General features: G+C 73.2%; 17 protein-coding genes and 1 pseudogene. 7 read left to right on the top strand and 11 right to left on the bottom strand.

Annotated elements, in window-relative coordinates; genetic code table 11:
* Position 1: 1 nt before the first annotated feature.
* Positions 2–733 carry a TetR/AcrR family transcriptional regulator gene (locus DDW44_RS20770; protein WP_018892087.1) on the bottom strand — a complete coding sequence of 244 codons (732 nt, stop codon included), beginning with the start codon at positions 731–733 and terminating at the stop codon, positions 2–4.
* 287 nt (positions 734–1,020) lie between these two features.
* Positions 1,021–1,956: an AurF N-oxygenase family protein gene (locus DDW44_RS20775; protein WP_017950043.1), complete on the bottom strand. Its 936-nt coding sequence runs from the start codon at positions 1,954–1,956 to the stop codon at positions 1,021–1,023.
* A gap of 129 nt (positions 1,957–2,085) precedes the next feature.
* Here DDW44_RS20775 and DDW44_RS20780 point away from each other — a divergent pair, with 129 nt between their 5' ends.
* Both DDW44_RS20780 and DDW44_RS20785 read left to right on the top strand, forming a co-directional pair.
* Positions 2,086–3,246 (top strand): ferritin-like domain-containing protein, encoded by a 1,161-nt coding sequence (locus DDW44_RS20780; protein ID WP_108907335.1) that lies wholly within the window; start codon positions 2,086–2,088, stop codon positions 3,244–3,246.
* A gap of 136 nt (positions 3,247–3,382) precedes the next feature.
* Positions 3,383–3,991, top strand: coding sequence for a Uma2 family endonuclease (locus DDW44_RS20785; RefSeq protein WP_108907336.1), 609 nt, complete (start codon positions 3,383–3,385; stop codon positions 3,989–3,991).
* Between the two features lie 111 nt (positions 3,992–4,102).
* Here the strand turns inward: DDW44_RS20785 and DDW44_RS20790 are convergent, their stop codons facing one another.
* The 8 genes and pseudogenes from DDW44_RS20790 to ligD form a co-directional block, all read right to left on the bottom strand.
* Positions 4,103–5,572, bottom strand: coding sequence for a penicillin-binding transpeptidase domain-containing protein (locus DDW44_RS20790; RefSeq protein ID WP_108907337.1), 1,470 nt, complete (start codon positions 5,570–5,572; stop codon positions 4,103–4,105).
* The gene (locus DDW44_RS20795; protein WP_108907338.1) at positions 5,569–7,038 is read right to left on the bottom strand and encodes an FtsW/RodA/SpoVE family cell cycle protein; all 1,470 of its coding nucleotides are present in this window, start codon (positions 7,036–7,038) and stop codon (positions 5,569–5,571) included. The genes DDW44_RS20790 and DDW44_RS20795 overlap by 4 nt, the downstream gene beginning before the upstream one ends.
* A 326-nt stretch (positions 7,039–7,364) precedes the next feature.
* Positions 7,365–8,696: pseudogene (locus DDW44_RS20800) on the bottom strand (ATP-binding protein); the annotation flags it as partial.
* Positions 8,693–9,406 (bottom strand): hypothetical protein, encoded by a 714-nt coding sequence (locus tag DDW44_RS20805; protein ID WP_108907340.1) that lies wholly within the window; start codon positions 9,404–9,406, stop codon positions 8,693–8,695. The pseudogene DDW44_RS20800 and the gene DDW44_RS20805, both read right to left, overlap by 4 nt.
* Before the next feature lie 471 nt (positions 9,407–9,877).
* Positions 9,878–11,974 (bottom strand): HEAT repeat domain-containing protein, encoded by a 2,097-nt coding sequence (locus DDW44_RS20810; protein WP_108907341.1) that lies wholly within the window; start codon positions 11,972–11,974, stop codon positions 9,878–9,880.
* A gap of 258 nt (positions 11,975–12,232) precedes the next feature.
* The gene (locus DDW44_RS20815) at positions 12,233–12,664 is read right to left on the bottom strand and encodes a nuclear transport factor 2 family protein (RefSeq protein ID WP_108907342.1); all 432 of its coding nucleotides are present in this window, start codon (positions 12,662–12,664) and stop codon (positions 12,233–12,235) included.
* A 69-nt stretch (positions 12,665–12,733) separates the two neighbouring features.
* Entirely contained in the window at positions 12,734–13,633 is a 900-nt protein-coding gene (locus tag DDW44_RS20820) for an ATP-dependent DNA ligase (protein WP_108907343.1), read from the bottom strand.
* A 90-nt stretch (positions 13,634–13,723) separates the two neighbouring features.
* Complete coding sequence (gene ligD, locus DDW44_RS20825; RefSeq protein ID WP_018892098.1) at positions 13,724–14,608, bottom strand: non-homologous end-joining DNA ligase; 885 nt, start codon at positions 14,606–14,608, stop codon at positions 13,724–13,726.
* Between the two features lie 50 nt (positions 14,609–14,658).
* On the opposite strand from ligD, the gene ku reads away from it, so the two are divergent.
* From ku to DDW44_RS20845, 4 genes are all read left to right on the top strand, one after another.
* Positions 14,659–15,762 (top strand): non-homologous end joining protein Ku, encoded by a 1,104-nt coding sequence (ku, locus tag DDW44_RS20830; RefSeq protein WP_108907344.1) that lies wholly within the window; start codon positions 14,659–14,661, stop codon positions 15,760–15,762.
* 543 nt (positions 15,763–16,305) lie between these two features.
* The gene (locus DDW44_RS20835; RefSeq protein ID WP_018892100.1) at positions 16,306–17,568 is read left to right on the top strand and encodes an ABC transporter substrate-binding protein; all 1,263 of its coding nucleotides are present in this window, start codon (positions 16,306–16,308) and stop codon (positions 17,566–17,568) included.
* A complete protein-coding gene (locus DDW44_RS20840; protein ID WP_108907345.1) occupies positions 17,565–18,614 on the top strand; it encodes a carbohydrate ABC transporter permease in 1,050 nt (349 codons plus the stop codon). Before DDW44_RS20835 ends, DDW44_RS20840 begins: the two co-directional genes overlap by 4 nt.
* Positions 18,614–19,516: a carbohydrate ABC transporter permease gene (locus DDW44_RS20845; protein ID WP_108907346.1), complete on the top strand. Its 903-nt coding sequence runs from the start codon at positions 18,614–18,616 to the stop codon at positions 19,514–19,516. Before DDW44_RS20840 ends, DDW44_RS20845 begins: the two co-directional genes overlap by 1 nt.
* Positions 19,517–19,630: 114 nt before the next feature.
* Here the strand turns inward: DDW44_RS20845 and DDW44_RS20850 are convergent, their stop codons facing one another.
* On the bottom strand, positions 19,631–20,599 hold the full coding sequence (locus DDW44_RS20850; RefSeq protein WP_108907347.1) for an LLM class flavin-dependent oxidoreductase: 969 nt from the start codon (positions 20,597–20,599) through the stop codon (positions 19,631–19,633).
* A gap of 83 nt (positions 20,600–20,682) precedes the next feature.
* Here DDW44_RS20850 and DDW44_RS20855 point away from each other — a divergent pair, with 83 nt between their 5' ends.
* Positions 20,683–21,651, top strand: a complete 969-nt coding sequence (locus DDW44_RS20855) for a dihydrodipicolinate synthase family protein (RefSeq protein WP_108907348.1) — start codon at positions 20,683–20,685, stop codon at positions 21,649–21,651.
* Positions 21,652–21,668 lie beyond the last annotated feature (17 nt).

Raw genomic sequence — 21,668 nt, forward strand, 5'->3', positions numbered from 1 at the left:
GTCAGAGGAGGTGGCCCGCGTCGCCGGTGAGGGGCAGCACTTGCCGGGCGAGCGTGCCCACCGGGCCGGACGCGGTCTCCAGGGCCAGCAGCTCCCGGACGACGCGTGCTGTCTCCCCGTCGGTGGCCGCCGTCGCCGCGAGCAGGGCGACGAGATGGCCGATGAGCCAGTCCCTGAGCTCCCCGGCGGACGGGTGCTTGTCCTCGTCCAGCCAGATCAGCGAGGCCGCCTCCACGGCGGCGATCCAGGTGCGCACCATCATGCGCAGGCGCGCGCCGGGTTCCGGGACGCCGAGGTGCACCAGGATCTGCTCGGCGGCCGCCCGCCGCACCTCGTCCACGATCGCGCTGGTACGGGACGTCTCGGCGACGCTGCCGCCGCGCATCAGCGCGCTGAACCCGGCGTCGTGCTGGTCGACGAAGTCGAGGTAGCGGTCCAGGACCCGGCCCAGCCGCTCGGTCGGCGGATCGGTGGCCGGTTCCGTGAAGCACAGCACGAGCGCGTCGGCGGAGCTGCGCAGGGCGGCCTCGTACAACTGCTGCTTGCCGCCCGGGAAGTACCGGTACACGAGTGGCCGGGACACCCCGGCGGTCTCGGCCACGTCGTCGAGTGACACGTCCTCCGGCGCCCGGTGTGCGAACAGCGTGAGGGCGGCACGGAGGAGCTGGCCACGGCGCTCCTCCACGCTCAGGCGCCGGTACGCGCGCTGCGTCTCGGGGGCACTGGAGGTCATACCGGCAGCCTAACCGCCGCCTCCCGGCGCGGGGGCCCGTCTCCGGCGGCGATGGCGGGGACCTGCCGGGCACGGGCGGGGGCCCGTTCCGGCGGCGCCGTCCCCGCGGCGTATCCGGATCAGGCCCGGTGTCCCGCACCGGATCCCGCCCGGTGTCCGGCACCGGCGCCCGCGGGAGAGACGCCAGGGCGCACTCGGGCGGGCCGCCGGGGCGTACTCGGGCGAGACGGCGAAGCGCACTCAGGCGGAGACGACGAAGCACACTCGGGCGAGATGCCGGGGCGCAGTCAGGCGAGGAGCCCCGAGCTCTTCCACAGCCGGCGGCCCGGGCCACGGAGGACGCCGATGTCGTCGAGGAAGTCCGTCAGGCGCCTGGCGCCCGACCGCATCACCTCGCGGCGGTGCCCGCTCGCCTTCACCTGGGCGACGGCCTCGCGCGGGTCCAGGCCCACGCTCCCGTAGACCCGGGGGTTGATGAAGCACACGGAGAACACCCTGGCCGCTTCGCCGCAGCTGAGCCGGGTGAGCTCCTGCTCCCAGCGGGGCGCGGTCACCATCTGGCGGCGCAGTTCCTCGCGCGCGTAGCGGACGTGCCGCGCCTCCTCCACCACGTGGATCCGCGTCACACCGCGGACCAGGGTCTGGACGCGCTCGTCGGGGAAGGTCAGGCGCTGCATCCAGTCGAGTATCTCCTCGCCGAGCAGCGTGGCCGCGAAGGAGCCCGGGGTCGTGGAGACGGTCTTCAGGACGCGGGCGAGGTTGTGGTAGACCCGCGGCACCGGGTAGGCGGGGGCGCCGCCCTTCTGGATCAGCCTGGCGAACATCATCGAGTGCCGGCACTCGTCCGCTATCTCGGTGAGCGCGTAGCGCACGTGATTGCTGGTCACGGACTTGTCGTAGATGTGCCGTACCAGCAGCTGCATCAGGATGATCTCGAACCAGATGCCGAGGGAGGCGAGGGAGGCGGCCTCGTGCCGGGCCAGGTCGATCCGCTGCTCCTCCGGCATCCGCCGCCACAGCGGGGTGTCGTAGAGGGACACCAGCTCCGGCGGCCAGAACCACTTGCCCTCCTCCAGCGGGGCGTCCCAGTCGAGTTCCCGGTCGGGGTCGAAGGAGTGCTTGGCCGAGGACTCGAGCAGGCGCGCGGCGACCTGTTCGCGGTCCCGCAGGGGCCCGAGGGCGTCGCGGAGACGGGTGAGATCGCGTTGGGTCACGGTCGTCATGCGACTTATGAGACTGCGCGTCAGCAAGGCCGTCAATCCCCTGTGCGCCACTTGTTGACTGCGCGTCTACCAACGTGTGAGCCTGCCAACAGACCGTCAGTTCGTCAGTGCGAGGCGAGGGAGCCTTTCGTGTCGACGTATGACCACTACACCAACCCGCCCCAGGAACCCGTCTGGTCCGTTCCGGCAGCCGGCCACGCCCGCTTCAGCTGGGAGTACGACGACGGCCGCGACCGCCTGCTCGCCCTCTACCAGAAGGGCAAGGACAAGCAGTGGGACGGCGCCAAGCGCATCGACTGGGACCTCGAGGTCGACCCGTACGACCCCCTCGGCACCCCCGACGAGGCCCTCAGCCTCTACGGAACCCGCCACTGGGCGAAGATGACCGAGAAGGACAAGGGGAAACTGCGCCGGCACTACGCCTCCTGGCAGTTCAGCCAGTTCCTGCACGGGGAGCAGGGCGCGATGGTGTGCGCGGCGCGGATCGTCGAGTCGGTCCCCGACCTAGACGCGAAGTTCTACTCCGCCACCCAGACCATGGACGAGGCCCGGCACGCCGAGGTCTACGGCCGCTTCCTGCACGAGAAGATCGGGATGCTCTACCCGATCAACGACAACCTCCAGGGCCTGCTCGGCGACACCCTGCGCGACTCCCGCTGGGACATGCCGTACCTCGGCATGCAGGTGCTCATCGAGGGCCTGGCGCTCGCCGCGTTCGGCATGATCCGCGACACCACCGACAAGCCGCTGCCGAAGCAGATCCTCGCCTACGTCATGCAGGACGAGGCCCGGCACGTCGCCTTCGGGCGCATGGCGCTGCGCGACTACTACCGGCAGCTCACGGACGCCGAACTGCGCGAGCGCGAGGAGTTCGTCATCGAGGGCTGCTACCTCATGCGGGACCGGATCCGCGGTCTGGAGGTGCTGGAGGACTTCGGCATCCCTGCCAAGGAGGCCGAGGAGTACACCGAGCAGTCCGAGTTCCTGCACCTCTTCCGCAAGCTGCTCTTCAGCCGGATCGTGCCCTGTGTCAAGGACATCGGGCTCTGGGGCGAGAGGCTCCAGAAGGCGTACGTCGACATGGGCGTCTTCGAACTCGGCGACTCCAACCTCGACCTGCTGATGACCCAGGACGAGGAACTCGCCGAACACCTGGACCGGGAGCGTTTCGCGGCCGAGGAGGCGGCACGGGTGGCCGAGGTGGCGGAGGCGATCGCCGCCGGGAGCGGGAGCGGGAGCGGGGGCGCGGACCCGGCCGCGGACGGGGCATCAACGGGGGCGGGGGCATGAACGGGGGCGGGGCCGGACCGGCCGGACCTGCGCCGGGCGCCGCCGGCGAGCGTTGATCACTCGTTCGGGGGAAGGCCGGGGGAACCCGCTGCGCACGCTGGTTGCGCCGGGCAGCTTTGCACCACATGGAGCAGCCATGAGCGCCGCGGGTGAGTACGGGCCGGACGACCAGTACGAGTGGGCCCGCCCGCCGGCCGGAGGGTGGACGGCGGACGACCTGGACAGGCTTCCGAATCTTCCTCCGCACACGGAGTTGATCGACGGGAGCCTCGTCTTCATGAGTCCGCAGACTCGATTCCATACGCGTGCCATGCGTCTTCTGGAGAACGCGCTCATGGACCAAGCGCCGGATGATCTGGAGGCCATCCGGGAGATGACCGTCAAACTGGACCGGCGGAACCGGCCGGAGCCCGATGTCCTGGTGGTTCCGGTCGAGGCGGACACCGGTCCCGCTCAGACCTGGTTCAGGCCCGAGGACGTTCTCCTTGCCGTCGGGGTCGTCTCGGCCGATTCCCTGGAGCGCGATCGCGAGGTCAAACCCCGCAAGTACGCCCAGGCCCGCGTGCCGCACTTCTGGCGCGTCGAGCAGAGGGACGGACTGCCCGTGGTGTACGTGTACGAACTCGACCCGGCCACCCTGGCGTATATGCCGGTCGACATCTTCCACCAGCGGCTCAAGGTCGACCGTCCGTTCCCCGTCGAGATCGACCTGACCGCGATCAATCGGCGCGAGCCCCGCGCCTGAGCGGCCCGCTCCGGTCAGCCGGTCGGACGCGGTGGCCCGCGCCGGGCCCGTCGCCCAGGACGTCGCCGGCTTCCGCGCCTCGCCGCTGGCTTCAGCGCCTCGCCGTCGGCTTCAGCGCCTCGGCACCGGCTTCAGCGCCTCGACCATCACCGCCCGTGCGATCGGCGCCGCGTCGCCGCCACCGCTGATCTCGCCGCCCGCCGCCTCCGGGTCCTCGACGACCACCGCGACCGCCACGGCCGGCCGGGGCGCGTCGCGTTCCTGTGCCCAGGCGATGAACCAGGCGTACGGCGTACCGGTGTTGCCGACGCCGTGCTGCGCGGTCCCGGTCTTGCCGCCCACGGTCACCCCCGCGATCAGCGCCCGCGTCCCCGTGCCCCGCTCCGCAGCCTCGACCATCATCCGCCGCAGTTCGTGCGCGGTCGCCGGGAACATCGCGCGGCGGTAGGACCGGCGCGGTGTCTCCCGGACCGTGTCCCCGTCCCAGGTGGTCGTGCGGTCCACCAGATACGGGTGGGCCAGCTCGCCCCCGTTGGCGACCGCCGCGGCCACCATGGCCATCTGCAGGGGGGTGGCCGTGGTGTCGAACTGACCGATGGACGACAGCGCCAGCTGGTCCACGCTCATCCGCCGGTCGACGTTGGACACCGCCACTCCGGACGGGATGCGCAGCGAGTCGTCGTTGAAGCCGAAGCGGCCCGCCGTCGCGAGCATCCCCTCAAGGCCCACCTTCACGCCCAGGTTCGCCATCACCGTGTTGCACGACCACTTGATCGCGTACACCAGGGACGCCCGGTGGCAGCCCGGCACGGGGTTGGGCAGCGTCGTCCTGGTGCCGGGGATGACGAACGGGTCCGCCGTGTCCGTGGGGGCGTCCGGGTCCGTGACCACCCGCGCCTCCAGCGCGGCGGCGGCCGTCACGATCTTGAAGGTGGAGCCGGGCGGATAGGTCTGCCGGATCGCCCGGTTGAGCATCGGGTGGCTCGCCGACCCGTTGAGCCGCCGCCACGCCTCGGTGACCGCCGGGCTGTTGCCCGACAGTAGCCCGGGATCGTACGAGGGACTGCTGACCAGCGCCAGGATCCTCCCCGTGGCCGGCTCGATCGCCGCGACCGCGCCGCGCCTACCGGCCAGGCCCTGGTACGCGGCCTCCTGCGCGGACCGCCTGATCGTGGTGAGCACCCTGCCGCCGGGCCGCTCGGAGCGGGTGAACTCGTTCCAGAAGGGCAGCGGGGCGAGCGCCGGGTCGGTGCCCGACAGCACACCGTCCTCCGCGTGCTCGAGCAGGGTCGTGCCGTACGTCTGCGAGGAGTAGCCGGTCACCGGAGCGTACAGCGGACCGTCCAGGTAGATGCGTTCGTACCGCAGTTGCTCGCCGGTGTCCTTCGAACCCGTGACCGCCCTGCCGTCGACGACGATGTCCCCGCGCGGTTCGTCGTAGCGCGCGATGGCCGGACGCCGGTTCGCCGGACTGCCGTTGAGGCCGTCGGCCTGCAGTACCTGGACGCGTACCGCGTTCACGAACAGCGCGGCGAGCAGGAACAGACTCAGTGCGGCCGCGCGACGGATGTACCGCGTCATCGTGCTTCCTCCGCCGCGGACGGCCCCGCCGGGTAGGCCGATCCTCCCGACCCTGCGTGCCCTGCCGGGTCGGCCGGTCCTCCGTGCCCCGCGGGGCCCGGGGCGCGCGCGATCACCCCCGGCTCGACCGTCTCCGGGTGCGGCTCACGGGCCGAGTCGCCGAGCCGGATCAGCAGCGCCACGATGATCCAGTTGGTGACCACGGACGAACCGCCCTGCGCCAGGAACGGCATGGCCATCCCGGTCAGCGGGATGAGTCCGGTCACCCCGCCCGCGATGACGAAGACCTGGACGGCCAGGATCGCGGCGAGGCCCACGGCGAGCAGCCGGCCGAAGGGGTCGCGCAGATCGAGCCCCGCGCGGTAGCCCTGCGCCACGAGCAGGGTGTAGAGCAGGAACAGCGCCGTCAGTCCGGCCAGCCCCAGCTCCTCGCCGGCCGTCGCCAGGATGAAGTCGGACTTCGCGGCGAAGCCGATCAGGATGGAGTGTCCCGCGCCGAGCCCGGTGCCGAGGACCCCTCCCGAGGCGAACGAGAACATCGACTGCGCGAGCTGGCTCGGCCCGTCGCCCGCCGCGATGGACGCGTACGGATCGATCCAGGACTCGACGCGGCCGCGCACATGCGGTTCCAGGGTGCCCACGGCGAACGCCCCGGAACCCGCGAGCAGCAGCCCCACCACGATCCATCCGGTCCGGCCCGTGGCGACGTAGAGCATGACCACGAAGAGCCCGAAGAACAGCAGCGAGGTACCGAGGTCACGCTCCAGCACCAGTACGGCCACGCTGATCAGCCAGACGGCCACCACCGGTCCCAGCACCCGGCCCGCGGGCAGCTGCAGGGGGCCGATCCTGCGGCCTGTGTGGGCGAGGGCGTGGCGGTTCGCGGCCAGGTACGCGGCGAAGAACACCGCCAGCAGGATCTTGGCGAACTCGCCCGGCTGGAAGGAGAGGCCGCCCGCCCGGATCCAGATGCGGGCGCCGTTCACCGCAGGGAAGAGGATCGGCACGATCATCAGGACGAGTGCGGTGACGACCGAGATGTACGCGTAGCGCTGCAGCACGCGGTGGTCCCGCAGCAGCACGACCACCGCGATGAACAGCGCGACGCCCAGGGTGGACCAGATCAGCTGGGCCGGGGCGGCCCGGTCGCCCGGGGTCTCCAGGTCGAGGCGGTAGATGAGGACGATGCCCACGCCGTTCAGCAGGACCGCGATCGGCAGCAGCAGGGGGTCCGCGTACGGAGCTCTCAGCCGTACGGCGAGATGGGCGAGCAGGGCGAGCAGACCGAGTCCCGCACCGTAGGCGAGCGCATCGCGCGGAACGGCTCCGCTCCTGGCCAGACCCACGTCGGCGTAGCCGTAGACGGAGATGAGGACGGCGCACACCAGGAGCGAGAGCTCGACACCCCGCCGTCGCGCCGGACGGGGCCGTTCGGGCGGGGGAGCCTCCGCTGCCGTTGCGGTCATGCGACGCAACGTAGCAAGCAGGGGTCTTATGTCCGCTTATCCGTGGACCTGGTGTGCGGCATGTCGGTGCCCTGGTCGGCGTCCGAGGCGGGTGGGGGCGGGGCGCCGGGGTCCGAGGCGGATGAGGTCGGGGCGGAGTCGTCGGTGCCGGGTGCGGCCGAGGCACCGCGGTGAGTGCCGGGTGCGGCCGGGGCGCCGTCCGTGGCGGGTCCGGCCGAGGCGCCGTCCGTGGCGGGTCCGGCCGAGGCGCCGTCCGTGGCGCCACGGTGCGTGGTGGCCATCGAAGGGGCGGCGCCGTCCGTGGCGATTGCGGCCGGAGCGCCGGCGTCCGGGCGGTCGCCGGCGAGAGGGACGTACTCGGGCAGCGTCAGCCGGGCGAGCGCCCCGCCGCCGGGTGCGTCGGCGAACTCCAGCTCGGCCCCCAGCACCGCCGCCTGCCCCACCGCGATCGTCAGCCCGAGGCCGTGGCCCTTGCCGCCCGACTCGGTGCGGAACCGCTGCGGGCCGTGCTCCAGCAGATACTCCGGATACCCCGCCCCGTGGTCCCGGACCGACACCACCGGCCCGTCCACGGAGACCACCACGGGCTGCGCACCGTGCTTGTGCGCGTTGGTGATCAGATTGCCGAGCACCCGCTCCAGCCGCCGCCTGTCCGTCTCCACGCTCGTGTCGCGGAGCACCACCAGATCCGTCTCCGAACCGGCGGTGCTCGCCATCCGCACCACCCGCTCGGCCAGCGGCGCCAGCTCGTGCACGTCGAGGTCGACCGTCTCCCGGCCGGCGTCCAGCCGCGATATCTCCAGCAGGTCCTCCGTCAGCGCCCGCATCCTGCGGACCCGGTCCCGCACCAGCTCCGCCGGGCGCCCCGGCGGCAGCAGCTCGGCCGCCGCGGACAGGCCGGTCAGCGGGGTGCGCAGCTCGTGCGCCACATCGGCGGTGAACCGCTGCTCGCTCAGCAGCTTCCCCTGCAGGGTGGCGGCCATGGTGTCCAACGCGCCGGAGACCGTGGCCACCTCGTCCTCGCCGCGCGTGGGGTCCTTGGTACGCGGGTCGTTGACGCGCGCGTCCAGGTCGCCCGCGCTGATCCGCCGCGCCACCTGGGCGGTCAGATGGAGCCGGCGCGTCACCCGGGTCACCGAGAAGGCCCCCGCCAGCAGCGTCGCGCCGATCGCCAGCGCGGAGGAGCCCACGATGGCCCGGTCCAGGCCCATGATGGTCTGCGCGCTCAGCGTGTAGTCGATCCGCACCGCCAGCGCACGGCCGTCCGCCGGGCCCGCGGCCCACATCGTCGGCCGGCCGCCGACCTTCGCGACCATCGTGCCGCGCTCTCCGCCGAGTGCCAGCTCGCGCAGCCCGGGCGGCAGCCCCGGTGGGTCCACCGCACCGGAACCGTCCGTCGGCTCGCCCGCCTTGTACGCGTCCGTGACGTCCTCCAGCTTCGACAGCGCCTTCTCGCGGGCCTGGTCCACCGTCTGGCGGGTGACCGAGACGTGCACCAGCGCACCGAGCAGCGCCGCCAGGGCGCAGCACATCACGGTGATGAAGACCGCGGCCTTCCAGGTGAGGGTGGCGGTCCAGGCCGGCCTGCGCAGCCGGGGGCCGCGTCGCGGCCGCCGGGCGCGGACCGGGGCGGGGTGGCTCGGGGTGGGGCGTGTCATGGCGTGTCCGCCGACGGATCGGGTGCGGGACGGGGCGACCCGACGTGGACGATCTCGTCGCGCGCGGGGAGCATCGCCCGCTGCTGCCCGTCCCAGGACCAGACCGTGCGGTACTCGTAGCCGGGGATGCCCGCGGACACGGCGCGGACGATCAGGTCGCGGCCGGCGAGCTCCACGCCGACGATCGCCTCGGTGTCCGACATGATGCGCGTCAGCCCGCCCTTCTCCGGCATGTACACCCGGATCGCCGTCTGCTGCTCGGGCACCGTGATGCCGACGATCAACTCGTCCCTCCCGTCGCCGGTGAGGTCCCGGTAGTACGGCTTCAGCACGGGGCACCGCCCCGGTTCGGTGCCGCACTCCCGGATCTGCCGGGCCGTCTGCTCGGAGAGCCCGTCGGGCCCGGTGACCTGGCCGGGATGGGCGGCCACATCCGCCCGCACGACGGCGACCGGGTCCACGGCGTGCACGTCGCCGCCGGGGACCGCGATGCCGTCGACGCGTTCCGTGTGGTTCTCGCCGTAGTCGATCGGGGGCGCGGATATCTCCGGGAGCTCCGGCCACAGCCGCACCGGGCCGACAGCGGTCGGCGTGGGCCCCGCGCTCTCCAGTCCGCCCGCGTCGTCGCAGCCGGCGAGCAGCAGCGCGGCGGCGGTGACGGCGATGGCGACGGCGGCGAGCCTGGAGCGGGGCGTGCGGTGACGGGGCACGAGGGGTCCTGGGAGTTCTGGGGGTTCTGGGGTGCTGGGAGGGGCGATTCGCGTGCGGGCCGTCCTCCAGGGTACGGAAGTCCCTTTTGCTCCTTGAGGGTGGCCTGCGGGTGGTTTGCGGTGGTGCGTGCGTACGGTGTCCCGCGGCAGGCTGCGGCGTTCGGTGCCGAGGCGCGCGCCGGAGGTGCTCGGCGACGGTGCCTGCGCGGTCCCGGGGTCCGCGGCACTGTGCCCCCACCTGCCGTGCCGGGCCCGGCACGGCGGCGCACGGCCGGCCGGGAACAGCCGCCGGGAGGCCGCCGGGAGGCCGCTGGGACCCGCCGTGACGCCGCGCAGGCGCAGCCGGGTCCCGCCCGGACGCCGCCCCCGCGCCCCCGTGCCCCCGTGCCCCCTCGCCCCTGCGTCGCCGTGCCCGCGTCGCCGTGCCCGCGTCGCCGTGCCCGAGCGCGACGCACCCCGCCCGCCGTGGCGTCACGGACGGCCGCGGAGCGCCGAACGGCAGAGGGCGAGCAGGCGCTCGTCCTGCTCGATGTCGTGGCTCCCGGAACCTCCGTCCAGCACGTTGTGCCGCCGCGGCCGCGAGAGCTCCGCACGCAGCAGCGGCATCACCGGTTCCGCCGAGGGGCCCATCTCGGCGAGGCACTCGGCGATCTCGACCCGTCCGTAGCGGTTCTCCTCCCACGCGGTCCGCAGCACCGGCAGGGACTCCCCGGCCGCACCCGTGACCCGCCACAGCGCCACCGCCGCGTCCATCCGGAGCCAGCGCTCCGGCGAGGCGAGCAGCTCGCGGAGAGCGGGGGCCGTGTCGGCCGCCGCTCGGCCCACCGAGCCCAGCGCGGCCGCTGCCGCGCGTCGCTCGTCGGGACCGTCCGCGGCGAGCAGCTCGCGGAGCACCGGCAGCACCGCGGCGGCGTCACCCGTCGCCGCCCACAGCGCCCGCGCGGCGGCCGCGACGACCGACGAGGACGGATACGCGGGCGCGCCGCCGAGCAGCGCGCGCAGTTCCGGCGCCGCCGGCAGGGCGGCGGCCCCGAACGACGTGAGGGCGCGCAGCGCCGCCTCGGTCACCCACTCGCCGCCCCGCGCCGGCGTCCCGCGCAGGACCCTCAGCACCTCGGGCAGCGCATCGGCCGCACGCACCCCGGCGAGCCCCGTCAGCAGTGGCACCGCCCGGTCGTGGAGCCGCTCGTCCAGGGCCACCTCGGCGAGCCGCCGCCGGAGCACCGGCACCAGGGGCGCGGCCCGCTCGCCGAGGTACGGCACGGCGAACGCCACGTCGCGCGGCAGATCCGGCAGCTCCAGCACCCGGGCGAGCGCCGGGACGGCGCGCGGGTCGCCGAGCCGGGCGAGCGCGATGAGCGCGCGGCGGTCGGACGGCCGGTCCGCGCCGGCGGTCCCCACCCGCTCGGCGAGCGCGTCGGCCGCGGGCAGCGCCAGCCCGAAGAGGCTCTCCAGGAGGCTGACCGCAGCGCCGTGCAGCAGCGGGTCGGGGTCGTCGAGCTGTGCCCCGACGAGCCGTACCACCTCGTCGTACGGCCCGCGCCAGGCCCGGATCAGCCCGTGGCACATCCATACGGCGTCCGTGCGCTGCGCCGGATCGGCGCTGCTCAGCTGGCCGGTGAGCAGCGCGATCCGGTCGTCGACGCGGTCGCCCAGCGCGGAGTGGAGCGTCCGGAGCAGGTCGTCCGCCCACGGCGCGCCCGGTCCGCCGCCGTGGCCCTGTGCGGCCTCGGCCCCAGTCCCGGCCCTCGTCCCGGACTCGGCGGCCCTCGTTTCGGACCCGGCGGCCCTCGTCCCGGACCCTGGGGGCCTCGTCGCCGACCCGGTCGCGGGGCCGGCGCCGGTCCCGTCCGCGGCCCGCAGCAGAGCGGTCGCCGTGGACGCCACGTCGTCGGGCAGCAGGCCGGGGGCGCAGCGCGCCAGCTGGGTCAGGGCGGACAGCCGCAGCCCGGGCGGCCGGTCCGCGGCGAGCAGTGTGGTCAGCCAGGTGACCGACTCGGCTCGCAGCGCCTCGTGGCGCAGCGCGATCCGGCCCACCGCCTCGACGAGTGCGAGCCGTACCTCCGTGTCCTGTTCCCCCTCCAGCCGTTCGCGGAGCAGGGCCAGCACCCGGGCCGGGTCGCCGTGCAGCATCGCCAGGGCGCACGGCGCGGCGAGCCGGACACCGGCGTCCGGGTCCTCCAGCAGCCCCACGAAGACGTCGGCCCCCGCGGCCACCGCGGCGGCGGCCATCGCGTAGTTCGCGGCGTCCTCGAACTCCTCGTCCTCCGGGTCGAGCTCGTCGTCGTCGAGGTCGATGCCGCCGATGCTGGTCAGCAACTCCACGATGGCGCCCCGGTCCTGGACCTCGGGGCTGGCGGCGAGTTCCAGGAGGAAGGGAATGCAGGCCAGTGTGGAGTCGTACACGTCGCCCTGGTGGTGGACCGCGGTGTACATCCCGTCGAGCGCGGTCTCCCGCTCGGCCGGATCCGGGGAGGCGAGCCCCCTCAGCAGCCCCGGTACGTCGTCAGCCGGACCGTACGCATGTCCCATCGAGGCCCAGTCGACCTCGTCCATCCCCGTGAACACGCCGTTCCCTTCCGTGAGCCGGATGCCTGGGGAGAGTGTGCACCAGGACTGCGGTAACCCACCCCGCGCAAGTGAGCCGGATGAACGGCCGTTCCCGGGCGTGCCGCGTGGTACGCCACCCTTCCGGGTCACGGCCGGCCAGCCTCCGCCGCGACCGCATGCGTACGGCCCCGCCCGCGACCGCATGCGTACGGCCCCGCCCGCAGCCGCGTCGGACGGCTGCGGGCGGGGCCGCAGGGATGTGGGGCCACGGCGGGCTCAGCGCAGGCTGTCGCCCCAGCCGCTCTGCAGCATGGTCTGGAACGCCCATCGCCCGTCCCGTTTGATCAGGACGTCGGCGTACCGCAGCTGCTGGGTGGTGCCGCCCGCCGTCATGGTGGAGTCGGTGAAGACGACCGCCATCGCGGGTCCGAGGAAGACCGGGGTGCGCACCGACTCGAAGGCGACGTCCCCGCCCCCGTCCCCCATGACCTCGGTCATGGTCCGGACGTACTGCTCGCGGTCCCACTGGGCGGAGGCGCCACTGCCCGCGGAGTCGTCGCTGACCAGGTTGAGCGGGAAGACGGCCAGATCCGCCATCCGCTCGATGTCGCGGTGTGCGGCGGCTGCGTCGTACTCGGCGAACCACGCCTCGATCGAGGCGAGTTCGTCGGCGGTCGGGAGGTATCCGGTGTCGGGAAGCTGGGGCACGCAGGCTCCTTCGAGAGGACTCGTCAAACTTGACCAGTGGAGGAGGGTACTTCCCTGCCCCTCATGTAGTCAAACTTGATTAATGAGGTCGTCCCGGAGCCGGTGGACCGTGACGACGGCGTGCCGGGTGGTACCGCGCTCGACCTCGGCCAGCAGCCCGGGCTCCACCGCGCGGTAGGGCACCTCGCCGATCCCGATCGCCGTCGCCGTCCGGGGCGCCCCCCGCGGATTCTCCGCCGTACGGCCCGCGAGCAGTCGCCCCGCGTGTGAACGCAGGGCCGGCGGCAGCGGGCTGGACACCACCGGGGTGTCGTCGTCGGGAAGCACCAGGACCAGTGCGGCCGGGCGGGCCGGCGGCCCGGTGAAGCCGGTCACCACGGCGTCGTGCACATCCGTGTGGCGGAGCTTGCGCCAGTCGCGCGCCCCGGGCCGGTACGGCCGGGCCAGGTGCTTCACCACCAGCCCCTCGATCCCCGCCTCGACGAGCGTCTCGAACCAGGTCGCGGCGAGTTCGGGGTCCGTGGTCATCGGCACCGGCTGGAGCGGCGGCCCGAGGGGTTCGAGCAGTGCGGTCAGCCGCTGCCGCCGCCGCTCGTAGGGAGCGGGGCGCAGGTCCTCGCCCCGCTCCCAGAGCAGGTCGAAGGCGGCGTAGGAGGCGGGCATCCGGCGGGCGAGGAGCCCGGCCCGTGCCGGGGTGGCGGCCGCCCTGCGCTGTACGGCGGCGAAGTCGATCCGGCCCCCGGTCCAGACGACCACCTCGCCGTCCACGACCGTGCCGTCCGGCAGGGCGAGCGCGGCCTCCGCGAGGTCGGGGAAGGCGGCGGTGACGATGCGTCCCGAGCGGGCCTGGAGCACGGCGCTGCCGTCGATCGTGAACAGCAGTATCCGGTGGCCGTCGAACTTCGGCTCGTACGCCAGCCCCTCGCCGCGCGGCAGTGTGGCCACCGGCTCGGCGAGCGCCGGCTTCACCGGGGGCCTCGGCGGGCCCGTGGCACGCGGGTTCACGGCAGCCCGCCCGTGGCGCGCGGGTTCACGGCAGCACACCCGTGATGCGCGGGCTCACGGCAGCACACCCGCCGCCGCCGGGTCGGCCAGGGGCGCGAGCAGATCCCCGTGCCGGTCGAGCCTGCCCGGGATGTCGCCCAGACGGAGGACCAGGTCCTCGGGTGACCCGCACCCCTCGACCTCGTCCCAGGTGACGGGTGCGGACACGGTCGGCTCGGTGCGGGCGCGCAGGGTGTACGGCGTGGCTGTGGTCTTGGCCGCGGCGTTCTGGCTGTGGTCGACGAAGACCTTCCCCGGGCGCAGGGCGCGGGCCATCCGGTGCACCACCAGCCCCCCGAGCTCCGCCTCGGCCTCCACGGCCAGGCTCTTGGCGTACGCCGAGACCTCCGCCGAGGGTGCCGGGTCCAGCGGCACCAGCAGGTGCAGCCCCTTCGACCCGGAGGTCTTCGCGTACGCGTCCAGGCCGTCGGCGGCCAGCCGTTCCCGCAGCCACAGCGCCACCCGGCAGCACTCCACGACGGTGGCGGGGGCACCGGGGTCGAGGTCGAGGACCATCCGGTCGGCCAGGGCGGGCCGGTCCGTCCGCCACTGCGGGGTGTGGAACTCCACGACCAGGTTCGCCGCCCACATCAGCGAGGGCAGGTCCTGGACGACGACCTGCTCACCGGTCTCCCGGGAGGAGCGCGGCACGTCGGCGACCTCCACCCAGTCGGGTGTGCCGGGGGGCGGGTTCTTGGTGAAGAACAGCTGCCCCTCGGGGCCGTCGGGGTAGCGCAGGAAGGACAGCGGCCGGTCCCGCAGATGCGTGAGGATCGCGTCCGCGATGGTGGCGTAGTAGTGCAGCACCTCGCCCTTGGTGGTCCCGGTGGCCGGATGGAGGACCTTCTCCAGATTGCTGAGGGCCAGACGCCGCCCCTCCACCTCGGTGATGGGCGTCATACGATGAGAATCCCATGAATCCCTCCATATTGGATGAAAGGGATGAAAAGGTGCGATCCATCTGGAACGGCGCGATCTCCTTCGGGCTGGTCAGCATTCCGATCAAGCTCGTGAACGCCACGGAGAGCCGCTCGGTCTCCTTCCGCCAGATCCACACCGAGGACGGCGGGCGCATCCGGTACCGCAAGGTCTGCGAGCTGGACGACCAGGAGGTGCCTCAGGCGGAGATCGGGAAGGCGTACGAGGACGCGGACGGGACGATGATCCCGATCACCGACGAGGACCTCGCCTCGCTGCCGCTGCCGACCACGAAGACCATCGACATCGTCGCCTTCGTCCCGGCCTCGGAGATCGACCCGCTCCAGATCGACGGCGCGTACTACCTCGCGGCGAACGGCGTGCCCGCGGCCAAGCCGTACACACTGCTGCGGGAGGCACTCAAACGGAGCAAGAAGGTCGGACTCGCCAAGTTCGCCCTGCGGGGGCGTGAACGGCTCGGCATGCTCCGCGTCGTCGACGACGTCATCGCGATGCACGGACTGCTCTGGCCGGACGAGGTCCGCCGGCCGGAGGGGGTCGCGCCGGACGCGGACGTCACGATTCGCGACGCGGAACTCGATCTGGCCGACGCGCTGATGGACACGCTCGGCGACGTCGACGTCGAATCGCTGCACGACGACTACCGGCAGGCGGTGGAGGAGCTGATCGCCGCGAAGGCGGAGGGCGTCGAGCTGGAGCCCCAGCCCGCGCCGGCGGGCGGCGGCAAGGTCATCGACCTGATGGCCGCTCTGGAGAGCAGCGTGCGGGCGGCGAAGGAGGCCCGCGGCGACGAGGCGGCGGAGGTCTCGGCGCCGGTGACGGAGCTGAAGCCCCGCGGGAAGGCGGCGACGCGGAAGACCGCCTCGAAGGAGGCGGCAGGGACGGCCGCGGAGCCGGCGCCCGGGAAGAGGGCCGCCCGGAAGACGACCGCGGGGAAGGCGACCGCCGACCGGGCGACGGCCAAGAAGGCGACGGCCAAGAAGGCGACCGCCAAGAGAACCACAGCCAAGAAGGCGTCGGCCACGTCGGCCACGTCCTCGAAGCGGGCCGCCTCGAAGCCCGCGTCCGGGAAGGCGGCCGCGAAGAAGACCGCTGCCCGCAAGCGCGCGTCCTGAGAGCCCGTACCGCGGCCGTGGGCTTCGAGGAGGCCCTGACCGGGCGCGGTCGAGCGCCGGGGCCGCCCGTACCGGGTGCGCGTGGATGCCGGGGACGTTGGGGCCGCCCGTACCGGTGCGCGCGGGTGCCGCGGACCCCGGGCAGGGTTCGGCCGGCCCCCCCCGGCGCGCGGACCGGATCAGGGGCCCCGCGCGGCCACGCCCCCGGCACCGGCACCCGGCCACGTCACCGGCACCGGCACCGGCCATGTCCCCAGTGCTGACACCCGGCCACGCCCCCGGGGCCGCGCCCCGCCCTGCCCGGACCGCCGCTCGTCCCGCGCCCGTCCGGCGCGGCACGGGCGCGGACCCGGCGGGCCCGCGTCCGCCCCGGCCGCCGGGCAGCCGCACTACGCCTTTCGGCCGATGCCGTAACACCCCCGCGCGGAGGGGGTGCTGAGGGAGCATTGACACCCCCAAACCGCGCGGTTACTTTCGGCCCAGGCCGAAAGTGCCGGGCTCTTCGCTCGTTTCCCCAGGTCCCCAGGGCTTCCGGAGGCCCCCATGAAGACAGGGTTCAAGCGCGCCACCGTTCCTCTCGCACTGCTCATCCTCACCACGCTCACGGCCGCCGGCTGCGGCGGCGACGGCGGCGCCGGGTCCGGCAAGGTCACCGTGTGGATGTACCCGGTGATCATGGATCCCAAGGCCAACGCCGCCTACTGGGACGGGATCGAGAAGGGGTTCGAGGCGAAGGAGAAGGGCGTCGACCTCAGCATCGAACAGCTGCCCTGGGAGAACCGGGACCAGAAGCTCGCCACCGCCTTCGGCAGCGGCAAGGGCCCGGACGTGGTCCTGCTGGGGCCCGACCAGATCCCGCAGTACCAGGCCACCGGGGCGCTCCGCCCGGTCGACCGGGCCATCGAGGAGGCCCGGAGCGCCTTCCGCCCGAACGCCCTGGAGGCCATGAGCCAGGACGGCAAGGTGTACGCCGCCCCGATCTACCACACCGTCACCAGCACCCTCTACAACAGGAAGCTGCTGGAGAAGGCGGGAATCACCGAGCCGCCCGCGACCTGGGACGCCGTCAGGGCCGCCGCCCCCAAGCTGAAGCAGGCCGGGGCGTCCACGCTCGACTACTCCGCGAGCAACGAGGCCTCGCTCAACATGAGCTTCTACCCGCTGCTCTGGCAGGCGGGCGGCAGGGTCTTCGCCGACGGCGGCAAGAAGGCGGCGTTCAACAGCCCCGAGGGCGTCGAGGCGCTCACCTTCCTCGTCGACCTCTACAAGAGCGGCGCCGTGCCGAGGTCCGCCATGAACAACGCCAACCTCTTCACCGACCAGGCACTCGGCAGGCAGCAGGTCGCCATGGGCTTCACCAACACCCCGGCCGACGCCGTGCTGGCCGAGAAGGCCTGGGGCAAGGACAACGTGATCGTCGGCCCCGCCCTCACCGGCCCCGGCAAGCAGGTCTGCTTCGGCATGCCCGGCGGGCTCGGCATCAATGCCAAGTCCGGGAACGTCGCGGGCGCCGAGAAGTTCATCGCCTACATGGTCCAGCCCGCTCAGATCGAGTCCATGGGCAGGGCGGGCGGCTTCTTCTCCCCGCGGACCGATGTGACCGTGCCGAACGACAGCGCGTACGCGAAGCAGTACGAGCAGGCCCTGGACCACACCTATCCGGGTGAGCCGAATCCGGCGGCCCGCCAGCTGATGGCGCTGCTCAGCCCGGAGATCCAGGCCGCGCTGACCGGGAAGAAGAGCCCCAAGGCGGCGCTGGACGCGGCCGCCGCCGAGGCCGACGAACTGCTGGCGCGTCAGCGTTGAGGAAGGCCGCCACCGACGAGATCGCCCCGGACGAGGGCGACGGGCCGCGGCGCGAGGGCGACGGGGCTCCGGGGGCGAGCGGTGGCCCGCCCGCGGGCGCCCAAGGCGACCCGCGCCCCTCCGGCCCCTCCGGCCGCGGCGCCGGGCCCGCCGCCAAAACCGCCCGGGCACGGAGCGGGATCGCGCGGCGGCGCGAGGCGCTCACCGGCCTCGCGTTCGTCGCGCCGATGCTGCTGCTGTTCATCGTGTTCCGCTTCGGGCCGACACTCGGGGCGGCGTTCCTCTCCGTCACCGACTACCGGCTCAGCGGGGAATGGACGTTCATCGGCGCGGGCAACTACACCCGGCTCCTCGGCGACGACCTGTTCTGGGAGAGTCTCGGCGTCACCGTCGTCTACACGGCCCTGTACGTGCCGATGACCGTCGCCCTCGCCCTCGGCACCGCCGTCCTGCTCCACCGCACGCTCTGGATGCGCGGCTTCTTCCGCGGCCTGTTCTTCCTCCCGTACGTCACCAGCATCGTGCTGGCCGCTGTCATCTGGAAGTGGATCTACGAGGTCCAGGACGGGCTGCTCAACGCCTCCCTCGGCCTCCTCGGCGCGGGTCCGGTCGACTTCCTCGGCAGCGACTCCCTCGTCCTGCCGTCCATCGCCGCCGCCTCCGCGTGGAAGGGCTTCGGCTACTCCATGCTCATCCTGCTGGCCGGACTGCAGTCCATCCCGCGCGAGGTCACCGAGGCCGCCACCATCGACGGCGCGAGCGGCTGGCAGCGCTTCCGCTGGGTGACGCTGCCGCTGCTGCGGCCGGTGCTGTTCTTCGTCCTCGTGATCGAGGCGATCCTCGGCTTCCAGGTCTTCGACGCGATGTACGTCATGACGGCCGGCGGCCCGGTCCGCGCCAGCTACTCGCTGGTGTACTTCCTCTACGACTCCGGCTTCAAGTTCTTCGACTTCGGCTACGCCAGTGCCGTCGGCCTGGTCCTGTTCCTGATCGTCCTCGTGTTCTCGCTCGTCCAGCGGAGACTCATCGGAAGGGACGCGGACTGATGGCGACCTCGTCCACATCCGCCGAGCGGGCCGCGGCCCCCGGGCCCGCGCCCGTCTCCCCGCACCCGGCCGGGGCCGCGCGGCCCCCGCGGCGGGCGGCGGCCCGGCTGGGCCTGCCCGTGCTGCTGGTGCTGGTCGCCGTCGTGACCGTCACACCGTTCGCCGTCATGGTGCTGGTGGCGTTCGCACCCGCCGGCGGCCAGACCCTGCCGGGCGCCCTCGACGTCAGCCGCGCCACCCTGGAGAACTTCGCCGACGTCCTGCAGAGCGCCGACATCACCCGCTGGGCCGTCAACTCGCTCGTCTACTCGCTGGTGTCGGTGCTGCTCATCCTGCTGTTCGCGTCCATGGCCGGCTACGCGTTCGCCAAGAAGCGCTTCCCCGGCCGGGAGATCCTCTTCTGGTCGTTCCTGGCGACGCTGATGGTGCCGTTCCAGGCCACCCTCATCCCGTACTACATCCTCGTCTCGGAACTGGGCGGCGTGGACACGTACTGGGGCCTGATCGTGCCGACGCTCGCGAACTCGCAGGCCGTGTTCCTGATGCGCCAGTTCATCGTGCAGCTGCCCGACGAGCTGTTCGAGGCGGCGAAGATCGACGGTGCCTCCGAATGGCGGATCTACACGACGGTCGTGGTGCCGCTGATCCGGCCGGTGCTCGCCACGCTGGGCGTGTTCGTCTTCCTGTGGCACTGGAACGACTTCCTCTGGCCGCTGGTCATCGGCCAGTCGGAGGAGATGCGCACCCTCACCGTCGGACTCGCCACCCTGGAGGGCGAGAACGTGGCGATCAACCAGGTGATGGCCGGAGCGACCATCACCGTCATCCCCTGTCTGCTCGTCTTCGGACTGCTCCAGCGCTACCTCACCGACTCGATCGCCACCTCCGGGCTCAAGTCGTGACGCTCGGCCTCGCTCGATGCTGCGCTCGATCCTGCTCGGTCCCGCCCGACCGGGCTTGCCCCTGCCCGGCCTCTCCCGGCCTCGCCGTGCCGGCGGTGGGCCCCGCCCCGCCGGTCAGCCGCCGAGCTCTCCGAACGCCTCGATGGCCCGCAGCGCGTCCGCCTGCGGCATCCCCGGCGGCTGCACCCGCAGCACCAGCCCGTCCGCGCCCATCTCCGCGTACCGGCCGATCCGTTCCCGGCACTCGTCCGGTGACCCGATCACCGAACGGGCCGCGATGTCGTCCCACTGCTGCGCGTAGCGCGCCGCGTCCGCCGAGGTGCGCTTCCAGTCGCCGTACGCGTCGTACAGCCCCCGCAGCGGCCGCTCCAGCGCCTCCCGCGCCCGCTGGGTGGTGGCGGCCGCGTACCCCTCGCGGCAGACGATGACCTCGGCACCCAGCGAGCCCGGTCCCTGCGGGAACGACCGGTAGGCGCGGATCTTCTCCGGCAGTTCCTCGTCCGTCTCGTTGAAGGACGTGGTCCAGCCGTCGCACATCCGGGCGGTGCGCTCCAGCGCGGCGGGCACCCGGCCGCCGTTCCAGATCCTGGGCCGCGGGTCCTGCACGGGCCGCGGCGACAGGTACGCCCCGTCGACCCGGGTCCAGCGGCCCTCGAACGTCACCTCGTCCTCGGTCCACAGCCGGGTGAGCAGCTCCAGGCACTCCTCGAACCGCGGTACGCGCTCCTCGGGCCTGGTGCCGAACAGCGTGAACTCCTCGGGCCGGTAGCCCAGGACGAACCCGGCGGTGAGCCGGCCTCCCGACAGGACGTCGATGTGCGCGAGCGCCTCGGCGAGCCACACCGGCTGGTGGACCGGTGCGATGAGCCCCGCCGTCGCCAGCCCGATCCGCTCGGTGTGCGCGGCGAGATAGGCCAGGGAGGTGATCGCCTCGTGGTAACCCGGCCGGTGCAGATGGCGCTCGCCCAGCACCACCCAGGAGAAGCCGGCCTGTTCGGCGAGCCGGACCTGCTCCACCGCGTCGGCGAGCCGGGGCCGGTCGGCCTTGTCCGCGTAGAGGTTGACGTAGAGGCCGAGGCGCATCGGGGCGGAATCCCTTCCTTTACGGTCCGGACCGTAAAGGCTAGCGTAGCCGCGACGACCGCGACAGACGGGAGAGGACGCCCATGTCGGCGACGGATCTGCTGGTGCGCCGGCTCCGCGGCACCGTGCTGCCCGCGGTGGCAACGCCCATGGACGAGCGCGGAGTCGTCGACTTCGCGGCGCTGCGCGGCTACGCCGGGTACGTCGCCGGCCTGCCGGTCGGCGGCGTCGCCGTCTGGGCGCACACGGGCCGCGGGCTGTACCTCTCCGAGGAGGACCGCGGCCGGGTGCTCGCGGTGTGGCGGTCCGCGGTGGACGGGCCGGTGGTGGCGGGCGTCGGCGTGCCGCGGTCCGTACGGGCCGAGCGGCCGCGGGACGTGGTGGACGCCACGGTCGCGATGGCGGTACGGGCGGCCGAGGGCGGAGCGGACGCCGTCATGGTCTATCCGTCGGCCCTGCTGGCCGGTGACGACGACGCGGCCGTCGCCCTGCACGAGGCGGCGGCCGCCGCGAGCGGGCTTCCCGTGCTCGGCTTCCTTCTGCACGGCGAGGCGGGCGGGTACCCCTATCCGCCCCGGCTGGTCGCCAGACTGCTCGGTCTGCCGTCCGCGGCCGGGCTCAAACTCGCCACCCTGGACCGGGCGATGGCCTGCCAGGACGCGATCCGGGCGGCGCGGCCCACCGGGAAGCTCGTCGTCACCGGTGAGGACCGGATGTTCGGCCCCTCGCTGATGTGGGGCGCCGACGCGGCGCTCGTCGGCATCGCGGCGGCCCGCGTACCGCTGACCACCGCGGTGCTGGACGCCTGGCGCGCCGGTGACCACGGGGCGTTCGTCCGGGCCTCGGCGCGGCTCGACGCATTCGCCGGGGCCACGTTCCTCGATCCCATCGAGGGCTATGTCCAGCGGATGCTGTGGGCGGCGGTCTGGGAGGGCGTCCTGCCCGAGGAGGCGGCCCACGACCCGTACGGCCCGGACCTGCCGGACGCCGAGCGGCGGGCGGTGGTCGAGTGCCTGGAGCGGCTCGCGAAGGAGCCTGACACGCCCCGCTGAGGCGGGCGGCCCCGGCA

This window comes from Streptomyces tirandamycinicus (assembly GCF_003097515.1).
GTDB classification, from domain to species: Bacteria; Actinomycetota; Actinomycetes; order Streptomycetales; family Streptomycetaceae; genus Streptomyces; species Streptomyces tirandamycinicus.

Coding starts and splice junctions, on each gene's coding strand:
- DDW44_RS20795 (WP_108907338.1), bottom strand. CDS start 7,038: ATGACCGCAACGGCAGCGGAGGCTCCCCCGCCCGAACGGCCCCGTCCG.
- ligD (WP_018892098.1), bottom strand. CDS start 14,608: ATGACGCCCATCACCGAGGTGGAGGGGCGGCGTCTGGCCCTCAGCAAT.
- DDW44_RS20855 (WP_108907348.1), top strand. CDS start 20,683: ATGTCGGCGACGGATCTGCTGGTGCGCCGGCTCCGCGGCACCGTGCTG.
- DDW44_RS20850 (WP_108907347.1), bottom strand. CDS start 20,599: ATGCGCCTCGGCCTCTACGTCAACCTCTACGCGGACAAGGCCGACCGG.
- DDW44_RS20775 (WP_017950043.1), bottom strand. CDS start 1,956: ATGACGACCGTGACCCAACGCGATCTCACCCGTCTCCGCGACGCCCTC.
- DDW44_RS20845 (WP_108907346.1), top strand. CDS start 18,614: ATGGCGACCTCGTCCACATCCGCCGAGCGGGCCGCGGCCCCCGGGCCC.
- DDW44_RS20785 (WP_108907336.1), top strand. CDS start 3,383: ATGAGCGCCGCGGGTGAGTACGGGCCGGACGACCAGTACGAGTGGGCC.
- DDW44_RS20835 (WP_018892100.1), top strand. CDS start 16,306: ATGAAGACAGGGTTCAAGCGCGCCACCGTTCCTCTCGCACTGCTCATC.
- DDW44_RS20770 (WP_018892087.1), bottom strand. CDS start 733: ATGACCTCCAGTGCCCCCGAGACGCAGCGCGCGTACCGGCGCCTGAGC.
- DDW44_RS20790 (WP_108907337.1), bottom strand. CDS start 5,572: ATGACGCGGTACATCCGTCGCGCGGCCGCACTGAGTCTGTTCCTGCTC.